At 41.3% G+C, this 16621-nt stretch carries 12 protein-coding genes and 1 tRNA gene; 6 read left to right on the top strand and 7 right to left on the bottom strand.

The window, feature by feature from the left end; genetic code table 11:
* Window positions 1-498 precede the first annotated feature (498 nt).
* Window positions 499-1500: an ATP-binding protein gene (locus ACH11B_RS13660; protein WP_377612198.1), complete on the top strand. Its 1002-nt coding sequence runs from the start codon at window positions 499-501 to the stop codon at window positions 1498-1500.
* 193 nt (window positions 1501-1693) lie between these two features.
* Here the strand turns inward: ACH11B_RS13660 and ACH11B_RS13655 are convergent.
* Window positions 1694-1769 (bottom strand) — tRNA-His (locus ACH11B_RS13655).
* Window positions 1770-1891: 122 nt separating this feature from the next.
* Here ACH11B_RS13655 and xerD point away from each other — a divergent pair.
* From xerD to ACH11B_RS13635, 4 genes are all read left to right on the top strand, one after another.
* Window positions 1892-2788 carry a site-specific tyrosine recombinase XerD gene (gene xerD, locus ACH11B_RS13650; RefSeq protein WP_013665823.1) on the top strand — a complete coding sequence of 299 codons (897 nt, stop codon included), beginning with the start codon at window positions 1892-1894 and terminating at the stop codon, window positions 2786-2788.
* A gap of 540 nt (window positions 2789-3328) precedes the next feature.
* Window positions 3329-5647: a TonB-dependent receptor gene (locus tag ACH11B_RS13645; RefSeq protein WP_377612200.1), complete on the top strand. Its 2319-nt coding sequence runs from the start codon at window positions 3329-3331 to the stop codon at window positions 5645-5647.
* Between the two features lie 25 nt (window positions 5648-5672).
* A complete protein-coding gene (locus ACH11B_RS13640; RefSeq protein WP_130857053.1) occupies window positions 5673-6254 on the top strand; it encodes a hypothetical protein in 582 nt (193 codons plus the stop codon).
* 114 nt (window positions 6255-6368) lie between these two features.
* The gene (locus tag ACH11B_RS13635; RefSeq protein WP_130857051.1) at window positions 6369-7064 is read left to right on the top strand and encodes a hypothetical protein; all 696 of its coding nucleotides are present in this window, start codon (window positions 6369-6371) and stop codon (window positions 7062-7064) included.
* 68 nt (window positions 7065-7132) lie between these two features.
* Here the strand turns inward: ACH11B_RS13635 and ACH11B_RS13630 are convergent, their stop codons facing one another.
* Window positions 7133-9439, bottom strand: a complete 2307-nt coding sequence (locus ACH11B_RS13630) for a TonB-dependent receptor (protein ID WP_404274030.1) — start codon at window positions 9437-9439, stop codon at window positions 7133-7135.
* A 665-nt stretch (window positions 9440-10104) separates the two neighbouring features.
* On the opposite strand from ACH11B_RS13630, the gene ACH11B_RS13625 reads away from it, so the two are divergent.
* Window positions 10105-10752, top strand: coding sequence for an ankyrin repeat domain-containing protein (locus ACH11B_RS13625; protein ID WP_013665817.1), 648 nt, complete (start codon window positions 10105-10107; stop codon window positions 10750-10752).
* Window positions 10753-10783: 31 nt separating this feature from the next.
* Here ACH11B_RS13625 and ACH11B_RS13620 read toward each other — a convergent pair whose 3' ends face one another.
* The 5 genes from ACH11B_RS13620 to ACH11B_RS13600 form a co-directional block, all read right to left on the bottom strand.
* Window positions 10784-11005 (bottom strand): PspC domain-containing protein, encoded by a 222-nt coding sequence (locus ACH11B_RS13620; RefSeq protein ID WP_013665816.1) that lies wholly within the window; start codon window positions 11003-11005, stop codon window positions 10784-10786.
* A complete protein-coding gene (locus ACH11B_RS13615) occupies window positions 11002-12297 on the bottom strand; it encodes a DUF2851 family protein (RefSeq protein ID WP_377612204.1) in 1296 nt (431 codons plus the stop codon). Before ACH11B_RS13615 ends, ACH11B_RS13620 begins: the two co-directional genes overlap by 4 nt.
* Before the next feature lie 141 nt (window positions 12298-12438).
* On the bottom strand, window positions 12439-13659 hold the full coding sequence (locus tag ACH11B_RS13610) for a dicarboxylate/amino acid:cation symporter (protein ID WP_130857047.1): 1221 nt from the start codon (window positions 13657-13659) through the stop codon (window positions 12439-12441).
* A gap of 33 nt (window positions 13660-13692) precedes the next feature.
* Window positions 13693-15933 carry a Tex family protein gene (locus ACH11B_RS13605; RefSeq protein ID WP_013665813.1) on the bottom strand — a complete coding sequence of 747 codons (2241 nt, stop codon included), beginning with the start codon at window positions 15931-15933 and terminating at the stop codon, window positions 13693-13695.
* Window positions 15934-16067: 134 nt separating this feature from the next.
* Window positions 16068-16520, bottom strand: a complete 453-nt coding sequence (locus ACH11B_RS13600; protein ID WP_041387339.1) for a twin-arginine translocase TatA/TatE family subunit — start codon at window positions 16518-16520, stop codon at window positions 16068-16070.
* Between the last annotated feature and the right edge of the window lie 101 nt (window positions 16521-16621).

Genomic DNA, 16621 nt, shown 5'->3' with positions numbered 1-16621 from the left:
TTTCAATTAACACTGTTGACAATTCTAAATCTTTTGTTTTCGAAACTTCTCCATCTTTCTTTGAATGGATTTTTTCTCACATTTACTCGCTGGCTACGCATAGCAAATTATTGCTATTTGCTTAAATGCTATAGCATAATATTGCTATAATGCCAGCATCCGATTTTACCGCTCTATCGGCAGTCCCATTTTTTTATAACTTCAACCCATGATAAAGTTAAAAAGCACCAACGCACAGCATCGTTTATGAAAAATATTAACTGAACCAAACACTAAAACTTACCTAACCTTATCGTCACTTCCGTGCTCTTGTCCGATCTACAGATCTGTCGCGGGTCTGGTTTAAATGTAGTGGGCATGTGCTACCTGCTGAGGTAAAGAAAGGTCCGTTATACAAATAGGAGTAGGTGTAGGGAAGTTTTAGCCATTGCTTTGAATTCGATCCAATATATCATTAATTCTATACGGGATCTCCGTCATTTTATTAGATGTATATTTATGAACATAAAAATCAGTTCCTTAATAGATCGGAATTACCGTTCTATTGGCATTAAGGAAGAATTATCTGTCGTATCAAAACTACTTAAAGGAATAAAATATTTGGTGCCTATTGATGAAAACTTAAAGCCCATAGGTATCCTTACCATTGAAGACATCCACGAACGCTCCAATGGAAAAATTATAGATATCGATATAAGCAAACCTAGGGTCAGCCCGGAGGATACGCTTATAGCTGTCATGGGACTTATGCAGAAAAACGACCTGCATTATTTACCTGTATTTGACCGGGATAAATTCATAGGGGTTGTATCTCTTACAAAGATCGCTAATGAAATGGCTGGACAGTTAACAGAAAATAACATGCACTATCATAAGGTGATTCACGATGTTAAAAATCCTATTTCCAATATTAAAGGTTTAACAACTTTGCTCAGTTATGCGAAAACCGAGGAGGAACATCGGGAGATACTGTATCATCTCGATGTGTCGTATCAACAGGCAATTGAAATTCTCGACGATCTTCTATATATTGAGCAAAATGAAATGGTTTTAAAGTATGTTGAATTAAACGATTTTTACAGGCAATGCAGTTTTGAGCAACGGGGGCTGGCCCTGTTAAAAAACATTGAGATTGTTGAGAACTTTTCCTCTGACCGGGTACTAAAAAAAATTGACGAAAGAAAGTTGAAAAGGGCAGTGCAAAATGTTATTTCAAATGCAATTAAATTTTCTTATCCATTCAGCAAAATCAAAATATCCACCAAATTTGACGGGAAAAATCTAGTCTTTAAAATAACAGATTGCGGTGTCGGTATTGCAATAAACGCTCAACCCCATATATTCGGCAAATTTTCATCTGCTCAACGCCCCGGAACAAATGGCGAAACTTCAACAGGGCTCGGCTTATATTTTACCAAACAATGTGTTGAGGCTCATAATGGCAAAATAGCTTTTAAAAGTATAGAAGGGAAAGGCACTAAATTCTATATTACCATTTAATATCGCCACCAATGATAAAGATAAGTCAAAAAAAAACAACTATTTGCTTTCCTTCTTGAATTGCCCAAAAGGCTTGTGCCGATCTCGCTAAAAAGAAGAAAAAACAATGATTTAACACCAACGTATTAGGTAACAAAAAATCAAACAGCAAAAAATAAGGCAAAAGATCTTAAAAAATCTTTTGCCCTGTGAAGGGTGGAATATGGGGCTCGAACCCACGACCTCCTGAACCACAATCAGGCGCTCTAACCAACTGAGCTAAAACCACCGTTTTTTAGTGAGGCAAAGATATATAATAAACCAACACAGCGCAAATATTTTTATCATTTTTTGTGCTTTTGTTTTTCTTAACTTAGCCCGAAATCGTTCTATTGAATAGAGGAAAAACAAAATGGATTGGGAATCAGCAATTAAGGATTTTAAGCAATATCTAAGGTTAGAGCGTTCACTCGCAAAAAATTCGATAGAAGCTTATTTGCATGATGTAGAGAAGTTACGCCAGCACGCACTTTATAGTCATAAAAAGGATCCCAATGCGATCCTCACGCAAGATATTCGTGATTTCCTGGAATGGATTTATTCGCTTGGAATGTCTGCACACTCGCAGGCACGGGTCTTATCCGGCATCAAAACCTTTTATCATTATTTAACGTTGGAAGGAGCTATGGAGCACAACCCAGCAGCCTTAATAGAAGCACCGCGCTTGGGCAGGAAACTGCCCGATACATTGAGTATTGTGGAAATTGATGCGCTTATAGGTGCTATCGACCTTTCGACACCGGAAGGGCTACGCAATAAGGCGATGTTAGAGGTGCTCTACAGCTGCGGATTACGGGTTAGCGAGCTTGTCAATTTAAAGATTTCTAATCTGTTCTTGGAGATTGAGTTTATTCGCGTAACCGGAAAAGGCAACAAAGAACGGCTCATCCCCATTGGACATTCAGCTATCAAACATTTACAGATTTATCTGCAACATACAAGGAAAGAGGGGCCGCAAAAACCAGGAATGGAAGATTATGTGTTTTTAAACAGAAGAGGCTCTCCCCTTTCCCGTGTAATGGTGTTCCTTATTATCAAAGAATTGGCGATAAAAGTTGGCTTGAAAAAAACCATCAGCCCACATACCTTCCGTCATTCTTTCGCAACACATCTCATAGAGGGTGGAGCTGATTTACGTGCTGTACAGGATATGCTTGGACATGAAAGCATCAGTACTACGGAAATTTACACCCATTTAGATCGGGACTACCTTCGCTCGGTAATGATCGAATTTCACCCTCGTGCCTAGATAATGTTATTCGAACTTGCAATATAGCTGCATTTATGCTACTTTTGCAGTAAATGGTAGAAGGATTGTCAATAAAAAGCATCTATAGGCTGATTGCGCTTTGCTTGCTTGTAACAATAGGTTACATACAAGGCGTGCAATTAATACATGCTTACCATCATAATGACAATACAAAGCAAACAAGCCATACCTCCTTTCAAGTTAAAAAGGAAATCAATTGTAAGATATGTGATTACCTACATGTCAAACAAGGCCAACAGTTGCCAGGTCAGCTATTCACGTTAAGTGAAGTATATAGGAGCAAACCTATACTGATTCAACGTTTGGATCTAGCTATACCATTTGAGATTCCCCTATCCAGCTATTTCAATAAAGGGCCACCATTGGCCTAATCAGCTCTTCTCTTAGCAAAAGCAAAGCCATTATGCTGATTTTTCCTGTAAAAAGAAGCAAATGCGTTTGTATAAGCTAAATGTATTGGAGCAATTCTTTGTCTCTTGCTTTTGATCACATCAAAACAAGCTAAAACCTTTCATATTCATGTTTATTAAAAAGCAGTTTACCTGGTTGCTTTTGCTTTTATGTAGTCATGTAGGCTACGCGCAAAACAATGATTGCAATTTTATGATTAACGGACGTCTCATCGATTCGGACACACAATTACCACTTGCTGGCGCTACGGTTCGCATCATGCCGGCCAATAGAACCGTAAAGACCGATGGTCATGGCTTTTATAGGCTTTCTTCGCTTTGTGAAGGCACCTATACACTTAGCTTCGAAAGCTTAGGCTTTGAAGAGACAAGTAGGACGCTGAACATAACAAAGAATGAAACCCTTCACATCGCCTTAAAGCATGGTGACATAGTACTCCACGACGTCGAGGTTGTTGGGCACCAAAACAACCTGAAAACTACATCCGTCGTAAATTCGCTTACTCAGCAGCAGTTAAGGGAAAGCAAAGGCGGTGTGCTTGCGGAAGTGCTCAAGGAGATCCCAGGTGTGACTATGTTGCAAACCGGAGCTACGATAGCCAAACCCGTTATCCATGGGATGCATAGCAACCGCATCCTGATGCTTAATAACGGCATCAGGCAAGAGGGACAGCAATGGGGAAATGAGCATGCACCCGAAATAGATCCTTTTGTTGCCAAGAATATCCGCGTTATCAAGGGAGCCGAATCAGTTCGTTATGGTGCAGAGGCTATTGGAGGCGTTATCATTGTTGAGCCTCCAACCTTACCGATAAATCCGGAAATTCATGGAGAAATTGATGTGGTAGGACAAAGTAACGGTCGCGGTGGCATCACATCGGCTATGTTAAATGGTGGTCTAAAAAAAATACCGGGCTTTAGCTGGCGCGCACAGGGTAGTTTTAAGAGACTTGGTGACATCAAATCGGCTGATTATTATCTTAATAATACCGGTGTTAAAGAAATTAACTATTCAGCGTCTCTAGGATATAAGACAAGTTCGGCACAGTTCGAGGCTTATTATAGTCATTTCGAGACAGAATTAGGTATTTTCAACGGTTCACATATAGGAAGCGTGGAAGATCTGCAATCGCGTATTGAAAATGGCAAACCGTTCATTACCTATCCTTTCTCGCACACCATAGAGGCTCCGCGGCAAGAGATTAAGCACGACCTACTGAAGCTAAAAGCCCACCGGGATTTCACAAACGGTGCCCAAATGGACATCCAATATGGATTGCAAAGGAACTTGCGTAAAGAGTACGACATTCGGCGAGGCGGACGCACGGGCATTCCGTCGCTCGATCTGGAACTTACTTCTCAGAATTTGGATATCACCTACGACCACCTAAAAGAAAACGGCTTGCGAAGTATTATCGGTGTTAATCTGGCGATGCAAGTAAACAACAACATCCCGGGCACTTTTGCCACCCCCTTGATTCCGAATTATGATAGTTATAATGCAGGGCTATTTATAATAGAAAGGTGGGTAAAGCCAACGTACGAAATAGAAGCGGGCATACGCTATGATTACAAATATTTCGATGCGGCGGGTTATCGTCTAGACTCAATCTACTACGCCGGTACGCGAACCTTCCATAATTTTTCAGGCTCACTGGGAGCTACCTGGCATGCTCATAAGAGCCTAGATGTACAATCCAATATCGGCCTAGCCTGGCGGCCACCATCGGTAAGTGAACTGTTTAGCTATGGATTACATCATGGAACTGCAGCGGTTGAAATTGGCAACGATCAATTCAAGAGTGAACAGGGTTTAAAATGGATGAATGCCGTAAAATTTCAATTACCAGACTTTGATCTTGAATTAGACGCTTATGCCCATTATATAAAAAATTACATCTACTTACAGTCTACCGGCGAATTTTGGGAGAGCTTAAGAGGGGCTTTCCCTGTTTTTCACTACAAACAAACGAATGCCCTCTTTTGGGGGCTTGATTTAACTGGCAGCTATCAGTTGACCGAAAACTTCCGCTATACAATCAAGGGCTCGCTTGTCAGAGCAAAAGACACTCGTCGGAAGAACTATTTACCCTGGATACCTTCTGACCGAGTAGAAAATGCCCTGCGATGGACGAAATCCCGCCAAAAGCGACATCTCAATAATACATTTATACAAGTGCAACATCAATTTGTGACTCGGCAAAGTCGGTACGAACCAAATACTGATTTTGCACCGCCACCTCCTGCTTATGGTTTATTGAATGTAATGGGAGGCCTTGGCTTTCGCTTCAACCAACAGGGTTTGAATTTTCAACTAGGTATAAACAATTTGCTCAATAAGGAATACAAAGAATACATGAACCGATTTCGGTACTACGCACATGATATGGGACGGAATGTCACCTTGAAGCTAAACTACATTTTTTAATTTTTAATTTTTAATCTCTACAAACATGTACATTTTACGTAACTATTTTATGATTGCTGCTGTAAGTTTAGCAGCGGTTTCTTTCAGTTCCTGTTCGAAAGACGATCCTGTTCCGGAAATAGACCAGGAAGAATATGATGGCACGATCTTAACATTTACCGAGGGCCATTATCATGATGATGAATTCCATGCCGAAGGCGACACCCTGCAGGTACGTTTTATAAGAGGTAGCGACCGGCCTTACCCGTCACATGTGCATCTACATGCCGGCGAGCAATACCAATTGGATATTGCCATGTTCAAAAATGGGCAAAATACAACGGCTGAATTCGGCGAAAATGAACATCAGTGGTTTTTCCTCGGAGCACCCGCTGACGTGCTCGACTATACCTACACTGATAACCGAGTAGGATTTAAAGGTGTTTTCACGGTTAACAAGGCATCAGAGGGCTTTGATTTGCAACTTGTTTTGCGACATGGCTTGGACAAGTCGCAGCCTGCCGCACAAAGCTGGAACAGTCCCAACTATCGTGAAGCGGGTGGATCGGACGATTTCAATAAGAGCTTTGAATTGCATCCGGTGGATGAAGGACACGACCATGAGTAAATAAACCGGTTGAACTAAAAAGATTGAAAACAAGATAGCCCTTTTTAAAGGGAGGGCTATTTTATGCACTCTATATTTCTTTTTCACTAATATTTTAAAATAAAAAAACAATTTATGAACAAATTAAGAAACTTATCGTATTTGCTCGTCGCCTTTGCACTTATTTTCAATGCCTGTAGTAAAGATGATGACCCCGTGATTCCGGAAGATCCCAACGCGATTGTATCCGCTCGTCTGGATTTCATTGAAGTTAGTGGACATGCTCATGGTGATCACTTTCATGATCTCGCAGAAATCACCGGGGAAAAAGATAGTGTTGCCATCGAGTTTGATCAGTTTGGTGTTGCCAAAAGTGGCCATATTCATTTAGACCCCCACAAAGTCTATCGTTTGCAACTTTATGCCTATAATCGCGAAGGCAAGGAAGTACAGGAGGAATTTCTTACAAGCAAAACAGTAGCCGACTTTTACAAAGCTTTTATAGTCGGTGGTAATTTCACCTTAAATCCGGAAACGGGTGAGGCCGAAAATGGGGCACTTTTTCAACCAAGGGAACAAACGTACGGTGACGGCACCAAGGTAAACGGTAAATACGAAACAACCGGTATTCTTGCCTATTTTACTTTGGGCGAAGCGAATGAAGGCGCAGATACCGATGTATCTTATGTACTGCGAAAACTCTCAGACAATACAACTAAAGGAAAGATTGAACGCATTGACTGGAATCATGACGATTATGCTAGCAGATTTGCCGGAGAGGATGTGTTAAAATTGACGTTTGAGCTTCATGCTGTGGGGCACGATCATTAATTGATTTTCATAGAAGGAGCTCGTATAAAGCTCTCGAGCTCCTTCTATCCCATCTATCCATTTGATCGTTAATTACTACGTTTAAGCACAAAAGGCAGATACACGCCAAATGTAATATTTCTGCCCGGATTATAAACACCTAAGTTCAAATCACTTTGATCTAATCGCCCTGGTTTATACCTGCTTAAAGCATCATAATACCTCTTATTCAGCAAATTATTAGCCGATACATAAAATTTGATTGGCTGCTTTCCGGCAAAAAAGGTGGCTCCTACACTTGCATTTACCAAGGTATAACCTGCTGTAGGTGTCTCAAACTCTTCATCTACGCGATTCTGTGCAAAATAGTTAGCCATGCCAACCGAAAGAAAAGGTTCCTGCAAATGCTTAATCTCCGGTTCATATCGTAACTCATTTCGCAATACTCCAGCGGGAATAAATGGCAAGGGCCTGTTCATGCTTGTATTCTGCGCATGTGTATAGCCAAAAGTATTCTCAAAATGGATGAAATGAACGGGATGCAAGATCAAACTTGCTTCCGCTCCATACAAATTAGCATTGACCTGTCCATATTGATAAACAGGCAAATTATCAATGAATTCGCCATGGTGGGCAGCATAAATAAAGTCGTGTATATAATTATTGTATAGCGTGGCGCTGGCATTCACAAAATCCCCGTCGTAAGATAATTCTGCGTCTACCTGGTAGCTCCTCTCCGGTTGCAAATCCGGATTTCCAATTTCGTAACGGAAAGTGCCCTCATGTTCGCCATTTGATCCCAATTCGGCTGGATTAGGCGCTCTAAAAGCAGAACCCGCATTGGCTTTGAAATTGAGTCTCTCTGTAAATTGATGCGTAAAGCCGATGGCTCCGCTCACATTAGAAAATTGATTACTGAAACGTTGAAACAGCGATTCTCCATCCTGCTCTAACGGCTTTCCTATATTTTTACGGAAATCGTAACGAACGCCTACATTAAAAGTACTATTTTCCCAGTTCTTTTTAATATAGGCAAAGGTTCCTACGCCATACGTGTCATAAGCAGGGATTAAAAATTCCTCCCCTCGGTTTTCGCTATGTCCAATTTCCGTACTGAAGCCAAAAACCGGTTCCCAACCATTTTTCTGCCCAATATAATAGCGCGCGTCACCGGTATAGGTGTCCAAATTAAAATAAAGGGAAGGGTCGGGCCCGTCCTCTAACTCCCGTCGTTGGTTTCGTTGAAAACCTAGATTCAGTTTTAGGTTACCTGTTCCGATGAGTAAGTTATTATTCAGTGATATTTTGTAATGGCGAATATCTTGTTTAGGATACTGTAAAGTCCTACTCTTAAAGTCGTCATGAAAGAAGCGGTTTCCTTCTTCGCCCACATAATTACCTTCTGAATCGAACGCAGGCTCATAAAAACCTATATTATTCCGGAAACTCGAAAAGTTGAGGTGGGTATATCCCCACGACTTATTCAGGCCCAGCATACCGCTGAAATCTGTCTCATTAAAACCGGAGTTGGGAAAATAGCCCACAGGTGTTTTAAATGAATAAGCATTTTTATAAGTGCCTCTACCTCTCCAAACGAAACCGTTCTGATTACCCGTCAACATAACTGATGATCCGACAAGACCATTGTTTGTGGAGTAGTTTGTCAGAAATTCTCCACTTATTTCTCCTTCAGGAACAGGAATGGGCTCCAAAAGATTAATAACCCCTCCTAAGGCATCTGAACCGTAAATCAAAGAGGCTGCCCCTTTTAATACTTCCACCCGATTTGCTTTGAATTGGTCAATCTCGATTCCGTGTTCATCGCCCCATTGCTGTCCTTCCTGTTTGATACCGTTGTCAATGGTCACTACGCGATTATAACTTAAACCCCTTATGACCGGTTTTGAAATCGAGGGGCCGGTGCTTACCTGCGATACACCCGGACTTTTGGCAATTGCATCGATAATGTTGCTCGATGGAAGCAGCAACTTATCTTTATTGAGGATGTTCACTGTTGTACTATTTCTTTTATTGCTACCGGAAGAAAGGGTACCGGTAACAACCACTTCCTGCGTTTCTATAAGTGTTGGCTTTAACTCAAATTGCCAATCGTTTTCTTTAGAAAGGTCCATAACACGCGTAAGCGTCTCATAGCCAACAAATCTAAGCTCTATTAAAAAACTACCCCTCGCCGGAACATTTCGTAAACGGAACCTACCGGATTGATCAGTGAGCACAGAAATTCGTAAATCGGGAATCGTAATAGTCGCCCCCGACAAAGGCTGTTTGCTTGTCTCATCTATTACTTTTCCACCAACGGCTATTGTTTCCGTCGAATAACTTTTATAACTGCTGAGCATTAAACATGCAAACAGCATGGTGATGAACTTATACATAAAAATGGAATGCATGACAATAGTCATGATAATGAAAAAATTAACCTATAGAGAAAGTACTCTTTTATATTGCACCTGTTAAGTAAGCAAAGGAGGCCCTCTTGAGGTAATGTCCTGAATGGACTGTTGATGAGAAAAATGTATAAGACCGAATGACTGATAAGTCAACTTAGCAAAGAGTATGAATCTAAAACTAAATATCGGCACATCGTACTTTTGATTGATATGTAAGTTACATATCAAACAATAAGAAGAAAGACTCGCCGTGTGCTCCGTATGATGGTTAATCCTAAAAGTTGCGCTTTTTGGCTTTGGCGACAGCGATAAGTCGTGGTGATGATAGAAATCTAAAGGAACAACAGCTAGTACAAAGTACAAAAGCATGAACTTTGCAATGACTGAAAGCAGAATTCCTTTTCGATTAAACATATCGGAATGTAAGGTAAAAATCCGTGTAAGTCTTAAAAAGGGCCGGATACAAGTATCCGACCCTACATCTACCTATGAAAAACATGCCTTAAGCAAGGCAGTACAAAAATAACGCATTATATTTACATCACAAACAAAAACTTACGTTCTAGCGAAAATAATTTTAGCTTTTTGAAGTTTTGTAATAATGATTTTTATATTAGGTTTGCAAAATAGAATAATTTAAGGGGAACAAGATGAGCCTAACGCTATTAGAAGAATATATAGAATCAGGAAACGCTGCAGCTATAGATAATTTACTGCATACCAATCCGGCCCTATGTCAACAAAAAACCAGCCATGAGATATCGCCCCTCCTATTGGCCTGCTATTACAATAAAAGCCAGATTGTAAAAATTATCTTGCAGCATATTCAAGAAATCACGATCTGGGAAGCTGCTGCCGCCGGTTTAACGGAGGTGGTAAATGAGTTATTGGAGGAATCTCCCGGCTTGTTAGACGCATTTTCCGAACACGGTTTTACGGCTTTAGGTATGGCTACGCATTTCGGTAACATAGAAATTGTTCGTTATTTGCTCTTAAAGGGAGCTGACCCAAATCTAGCATCGCAAAACGGTTATCAAGTTTATCCGCTTCATGCTGCCATAAGTGCTAATTTTGATGACATTGCCAAAATGCTGGTGGAAGCCGGCGCAGAGGTAAATGTATTACAGGCAGCCAGAACTACACCATTGCATATTGCCGCTCAGAACGGAAATATTGAAATGCTCATCTTACTGCTGGAGAACGGTGCTTTGGTGGATATCAAAAACGACTTTGGAAAAACGGCAGCTGACCTAGCCGCTGATAAGGGTTATATAGAAATAGCGAAGATACTAAGCTAAGAAGAGGAAAAAGCGGAACGAAAACGGTCTTTTAAAAATCCCACAGCCGATGCCTCATGCGCTTAACAAAATTGCGCACATCCAGTACAACTCCTGCTAGAAAGTAAAAGATGATAGGAAATCCCACGGCTAAAAATGAAGAGTAAATAAAGAAAAGGCGAATTTTCGAGATAGAAACACCTAACTTCTCTCCCAGGTATGCACATACCCCAAAAGAGCGTTGTTCAAAAAAAACCATTATGCGCTGTATCATAACGTCCTGTTTTGTTTAAATACTTGTAACCCGATTCCACAATCCAAACATCTATATCGATCGCAGTATTTATGCTTCAATTGCAGCAAAGCTTGCGAAACCGCTGCGGTTTTAACTTGAAGTCCTAACTCTTCAAATTGGTTCATGACACTATTTCTTTCACCTGCAAGCTGCTCCAATAAACCAATTGCTCGGTAAAGATACGTCTCTTTTCCAACATATTTGCCATAGCCGACCAAAATTGTTACGACTGTGTTCACAATAATATTATCAACAGAATTCAATCCGAGGCTTGGATTATGCTTCTTGGTTATCTTATCGAAGATATAATGTTCGCACCAGTAATCGTGAATAGGCAACTCCTGAAAAAGACACCGAAACTGCTCAACACTTTTCAATGTAAGGATTTTTGAAAATAAGTGCTTCTCGCGAGCACACCATGCGGCAAATTGAGCTAAGCGAATCGTCGGAAAATTAGCAGGCCGCATACGGAGAAATTTCCATACAGAAACAGGAAGGGGAGTTAATGAATACTGACGTTGTAAATAGCTATAATTTTGTTTTAAAGCATTGGGATAAGGATCATTAAAATGGTCTTTTTCTAATAAACCGGCTTGACCAAATAAAAGTGCTTCAATCATTTTTGGCTGGTGCCGGTTTTTATTAATAAGCTTATAAGGGGTGTTTTTTGCTAAAAGTTCAAAAGGCATTGCGTTCACTTTGAAACCAAAGTTCCGTGCCAATAAAACATAAGTTACTTCTTCCCAATCGTCTTTCTTCTCTATCAAAAGTTTACGCAGATCATCGGATTTTTCTTGCAAACGTTCGGTCAGCAATCGTTCCAGCCACTGTTCTATTATGAAAGAGTCAATGTTGGGCATATATTGCTGACAGGGGATCCAAGCTTTACTCTGCATGAGTGCGTTGTATTTGGCCAATAGTTCATTATTTATAATGGGTTTTAATTCCAAAGTCTCAGGAATGGTGCCATCCGGTAGCCTGATTTCTTTATCATGTTCGTATACAACGTGCAAAATAACATTATTATAAGCACCGTCCTGTTGGTGTTGATGCACATACCAATCAGACGATCTTCGATGCAACTCTATGGTGCCGGCCCATTCGGTTTTGTCGATAATCAATCGACTATGTTCGAAATCGGGTCCTGCATTTTTATTGAGTATTCCGGGAGATAGAACAATCAACGGCTTACCACTTTTTGTTGTTAGGTTAATGTGTTTATACAAACGATACTTCCAGATATAGTGAAGCACATCTTCTGAAAATTCCATCTTCAAAAATCATTTAGGTCTACTTAAAAATAGAGATTAAACTACCAGCAACAACAAAAAGACTGAAAATGAACAAAGTGAACAGATTTTAATACAGGGCTAAGGTATAGGACGTAAGTATCATCGTCCTAAGTCAACAGCCTATTGTTTGACCCATCGATCTACGATCATCGCCGCGACGGTATCCCCCGTAGCATTCAGCAAGGTAGCCATTGGGTCAACTAATGTGCCAATAATCATTACGGCCGGCACTGCCTCGATCGGTAAATGATAGGCTGAAATCATGAGCATCTCTCCAATATATCCGCCATTGGGGATGCCGCCGGCAACGATGCTGACCAAAACCGTTAGGCCAATCGCTAACAATAAAGTTCCCGGTTCCATAAAAGGCTTACCCATCAACGCAAAAGCTACCGCAATTTTAATAATGGAGGACATGGACGAGCCATTTTTATGCAATGACGCCCCGAGCGGTATCACTACATTTGCCACAGGCTCTTGTATGCCAATCCGTTTGGCTGCATCCAAATTCGGTGGAATCACAGCAATACTGCTGCAGGTGCTAATTGCAGTAAGCGATGGCAAAATATTATTCCGCCAGAAAAGTTTAATACCGCGGCCTCCTCCTCCTATAAATGCATAAATGCTAAAGAAAACGAAGAAATAAACCAGTCCGCCGGCATAATAAACAGCCATAGGCTTCGCATACAGTCCGAACAGTTGCGGCCCAACAGTACCTACTTGATAAGCAAAATAGGCACCCAAACCCACAGGAGCCAATTTCATCACATAAACCAACAGGTTTTTCATTACTTCATTGCCGGAAGAAAGGAACCGACGAAACGGCTCGCCCGGGGCTCCCGATCGCAATGCAGCTATACCCACTAAAAAAGAGAAGATGATAAACGCGAGCATATGCTCACGCGAAAGTAATTGGTTAAATTCGTTTACCGTCACAAAAGAAACGGCGCGTTCTCCCCAACTTTCTTGGTCTCCCTTGTTGAGGGATACATTGGCATGTGTTGTATCAGCAAGTTGGTTGCCTAGGGGGAACAGCCAGACACAAAAGATAGTGAAAACCGCTGCAATGATAATCGTCATCAAAAAGACAAGCATCATGGTCGACAAAATACGTCCGAGTTTTTGCCCTTGATCGATACTCGCCACGGCCGATGCAATCGCAAAAAAGATAAGCGGAATGACTGCTGTAAAAAGTAGGTTAAGAAAAATATCACCGATAGGTTTTAGGTGAACAACAAAGTCGGGAGAAAAAAGCCCAACCAGGCTTCCTATAATGATGCCTAATAGCAATAAAAGGATATTGCTATAGTTTTTAAAAAAACCACTACTTTGTATGTTCATGCAACACGAAAGTAGTGGTTTTTCCAAACATTATTAAGAAAATTTACTTTTCAGTGCAGCTAGCTTAGCAGCCATATCCGTTTCAGGCGACTGACGTTTTTCCGGCTTGACGCCCTTGCGGTCGTGTTTTTTAGCTTGTGGTGCTTTTTCTTCGGTCTTCATACTTAAAGAAATCCGATTTCTATTTGCATCCACTTCGATAACCGTCACTTCTACCTGCTGATGTACTTTTACTACTTCATTTGGATCCTTGATAAAGCGATTAGCCATTTGACTTAAATGCACTAAGCCGTCTTGATGCACACCGATATCGACAAAAGCCCCGAAGTTGGTAATATTGGTAACGATGCCCGGAAGTTTCATCCCTACTTTTAAGTCATTTACCGTATTAACGCCTTCTGTAAAGGAGAACGTTTCAAACTTTTCACGCGGATCGAGGCCCGGTTTAGAAAGCTCAGCTAAAATATCATTCAACGTTGGTAGACCGACTTCTTCTGACACGTATTTATTCAGGGGAATACTTTTCCTCAGCTTCTCGTCCTTTAATAAGCTGTTCACCTCATGCCCCAAGTCTTTAGCCATCTCTTCTACCAATGCATAACGTTCGGGGTGAACTGCACTTGCATCCAAGGGATTCTCTGCTCCTCTGATACGTAAAAACCCAGCTGCTTGTTCGAAGGCTTTTTCACCCAGTCGCGGCACTTTTTTCAAATCAGCGCGCCTTCTAAAAGCGCCATGTTGATTCCGGTATTCAACAATGCTCTGGGCCAGTGCCGGACCTAATCCGGAAACATAAGCTAAGATTTGCTTTGAAGCGGTATTCAGTTCCACTCCAACCGCATTTACACAGCTTATAACGGTATCTGCAAGCGATTCCTGTAATTTATTTTGATCAACGTCGTGTTGGTATTGACCAACGCCAATTGATTTGGGGTCGATTTTCACTAATTCTGCCAAAGGATCCATCAATCGGCGGCCAATGGAGACGGCTCCCCTAACGGTAATGTCATAATCCGGAAACTCTTCTCGCGCTACTTCGGAGGCTGAGTAAATGGACGCTCCGCTTTCATTGACCATCACGACGATCACATCCGGTATTTGCAATTTTCGAACAAAATCTTCCGTCTCCCTACCAGCCGTACCATTTCCAATAGCAATCGCTTCAATTTGATATTGTTTTACGAGCAGCTGGATTTGGTGAGCAGCTTCAGCTTCTTTTGCAGTGCCATTATGCGGATAAACCGTAGTATTGGTAAGCAATTTCCCTTGTTCGTCCAGGCAGACGACTTTACAACCCGTCCGAAAACCAGGGTCGATAGCTAATGTCCGTTTACTTCCCATAGGGGCCGCTAACAATAATTGGCGGGCGTTTTCGGCGAAAACACGAATCGCTTCCTCATCTGCTCGCTTGCGGGTAATTAAACGAACTTCTGTTTCCATAGATGGTTTAAGCAAACGCTTAAAGCTATCTTGAACGGCTAAACGGATTTGCAAAGCGGCAGGACTTGCATTCTTAACGAAACGATTATCGATAAGCGCGATTGCCTCATCATCCGGTACTTCAACATCCAAATACAGCATTTGTTCCTTCTCTCCACGTCGCATAGCCAATATGCGATGAGAAGGGGCCGCTTTTAAAGGTTCTGTCCACTCGTAATAGTCTTTATATTTGATGGCCTCTTCCTCCTTACCGGGCACTACTCTAGAAGCAAAAGAGCCGTTTTCCATAAAAAAATCACGCATTTGAGCGCGCGTTTCCGCATGTTCGGCAATTGTTTCCGCCAATATATCACGTGCCCCCGCTAAAGCTTCCTCTACAGAGCTTACGCCTTTCTCGTCATTAACAAAAGTTGCAGCAAAATCTTCGACGCTACTTTGTTCCTGTTTCAGCAACCAATCCGCCAATGGTTCTAAGCCTTTCTCTCTAGCGACAGAAGCTCTGGTTTTTCGTTTTGGCTTGTACGGCAAATAGATATCTTCCAATACAGCCATCGTTTCTGCTTCTTCCAGCTTGCTTTGCAGCTCGGGGCTTAGCTTGCCTAATTCGGTAAGTGATTTGATAATCGCTTCACGTCTCTTATCAAGATCGCGTAGCTGCCCTATTCGATCTCTTATGGCTGCCACCTGTATTTCGTCCAAGCTACCTGTCAATTCCTTCCGATAACGCGAAATAAACGGAACGGTAGCCCCTTCGTCCAAAAGTTGAATGGTAGTCCGCACCTGTCTATCATTTAAAGACAGATCGCCGGCAATACGCTGTTCGTGTGTTAGCATGATTAATAGATATTTTGTTTTACCTTACCTTTATTAGGCTCGGTTTTTTACTGCTGCGAAATTGAGGTATTTTACTTTAAGAAGCAAGGGAGGTGGAAAGAAAGAGGATATAAAAAAAGCCCTTATGTAGGGCTTTATGCTTGTTCATCCTTATTTTTATTTTCATTTTCTTCAGGCTTTGCTGAAGTATCCTCTGAAGGGGAAGCTATGGGACTATAATTTCCCGATGGACTTGGATCGGCAGAGGTACCGCCGTAATAATTGGTTTGACTACCATAGTATTCGGGTTGACGATGCCCCCCATCACTATAATCATCCACTTGCTCCGTTGGCGCCTTCGTCCGGGTAGTTTCCTGTTGGCTACCGGTATCCGAAACATCCAGATCTTTTCCGAAATTATTAATCTGATCGTTAATATCTTTTTTGATAGATTCGGAAGCATCTTTAAACTCTCGAATCCCTCTGCCTAAGCCTCTTGCCAATTCCGGAAGTTTTCTACCTCCAAACAGAAACAATGCCACCAATAAAATCAGCATCATTTCAGATCCACCTATATTGAGAAATAATAAAATTGAACTTAACATCATAGTCTCTATTTCAGCCAAACAAACCTAATAAAATTTAAGTCCGTTTGCACAAATCAATTATCAAAGCTATTAAAATTTTGTCGGAATGAATAAAATATTAG

Origin of the sequence: Olivibacter sp. EAT-5 (assembly GCF_044784325.1) — a bacterium.
Taxonomy (GTDB): Bacteria; Bacteroidota; Bacteroidia; order Sphingobacteriales; family Sphingobacteriaceae; genus Olivibacter; species Olivibacter oleidegradans.
Note: the sequence above shows the minus strand (reverse complement) of the source record. Positions and strands in the feature narration are given on the sequence as shown.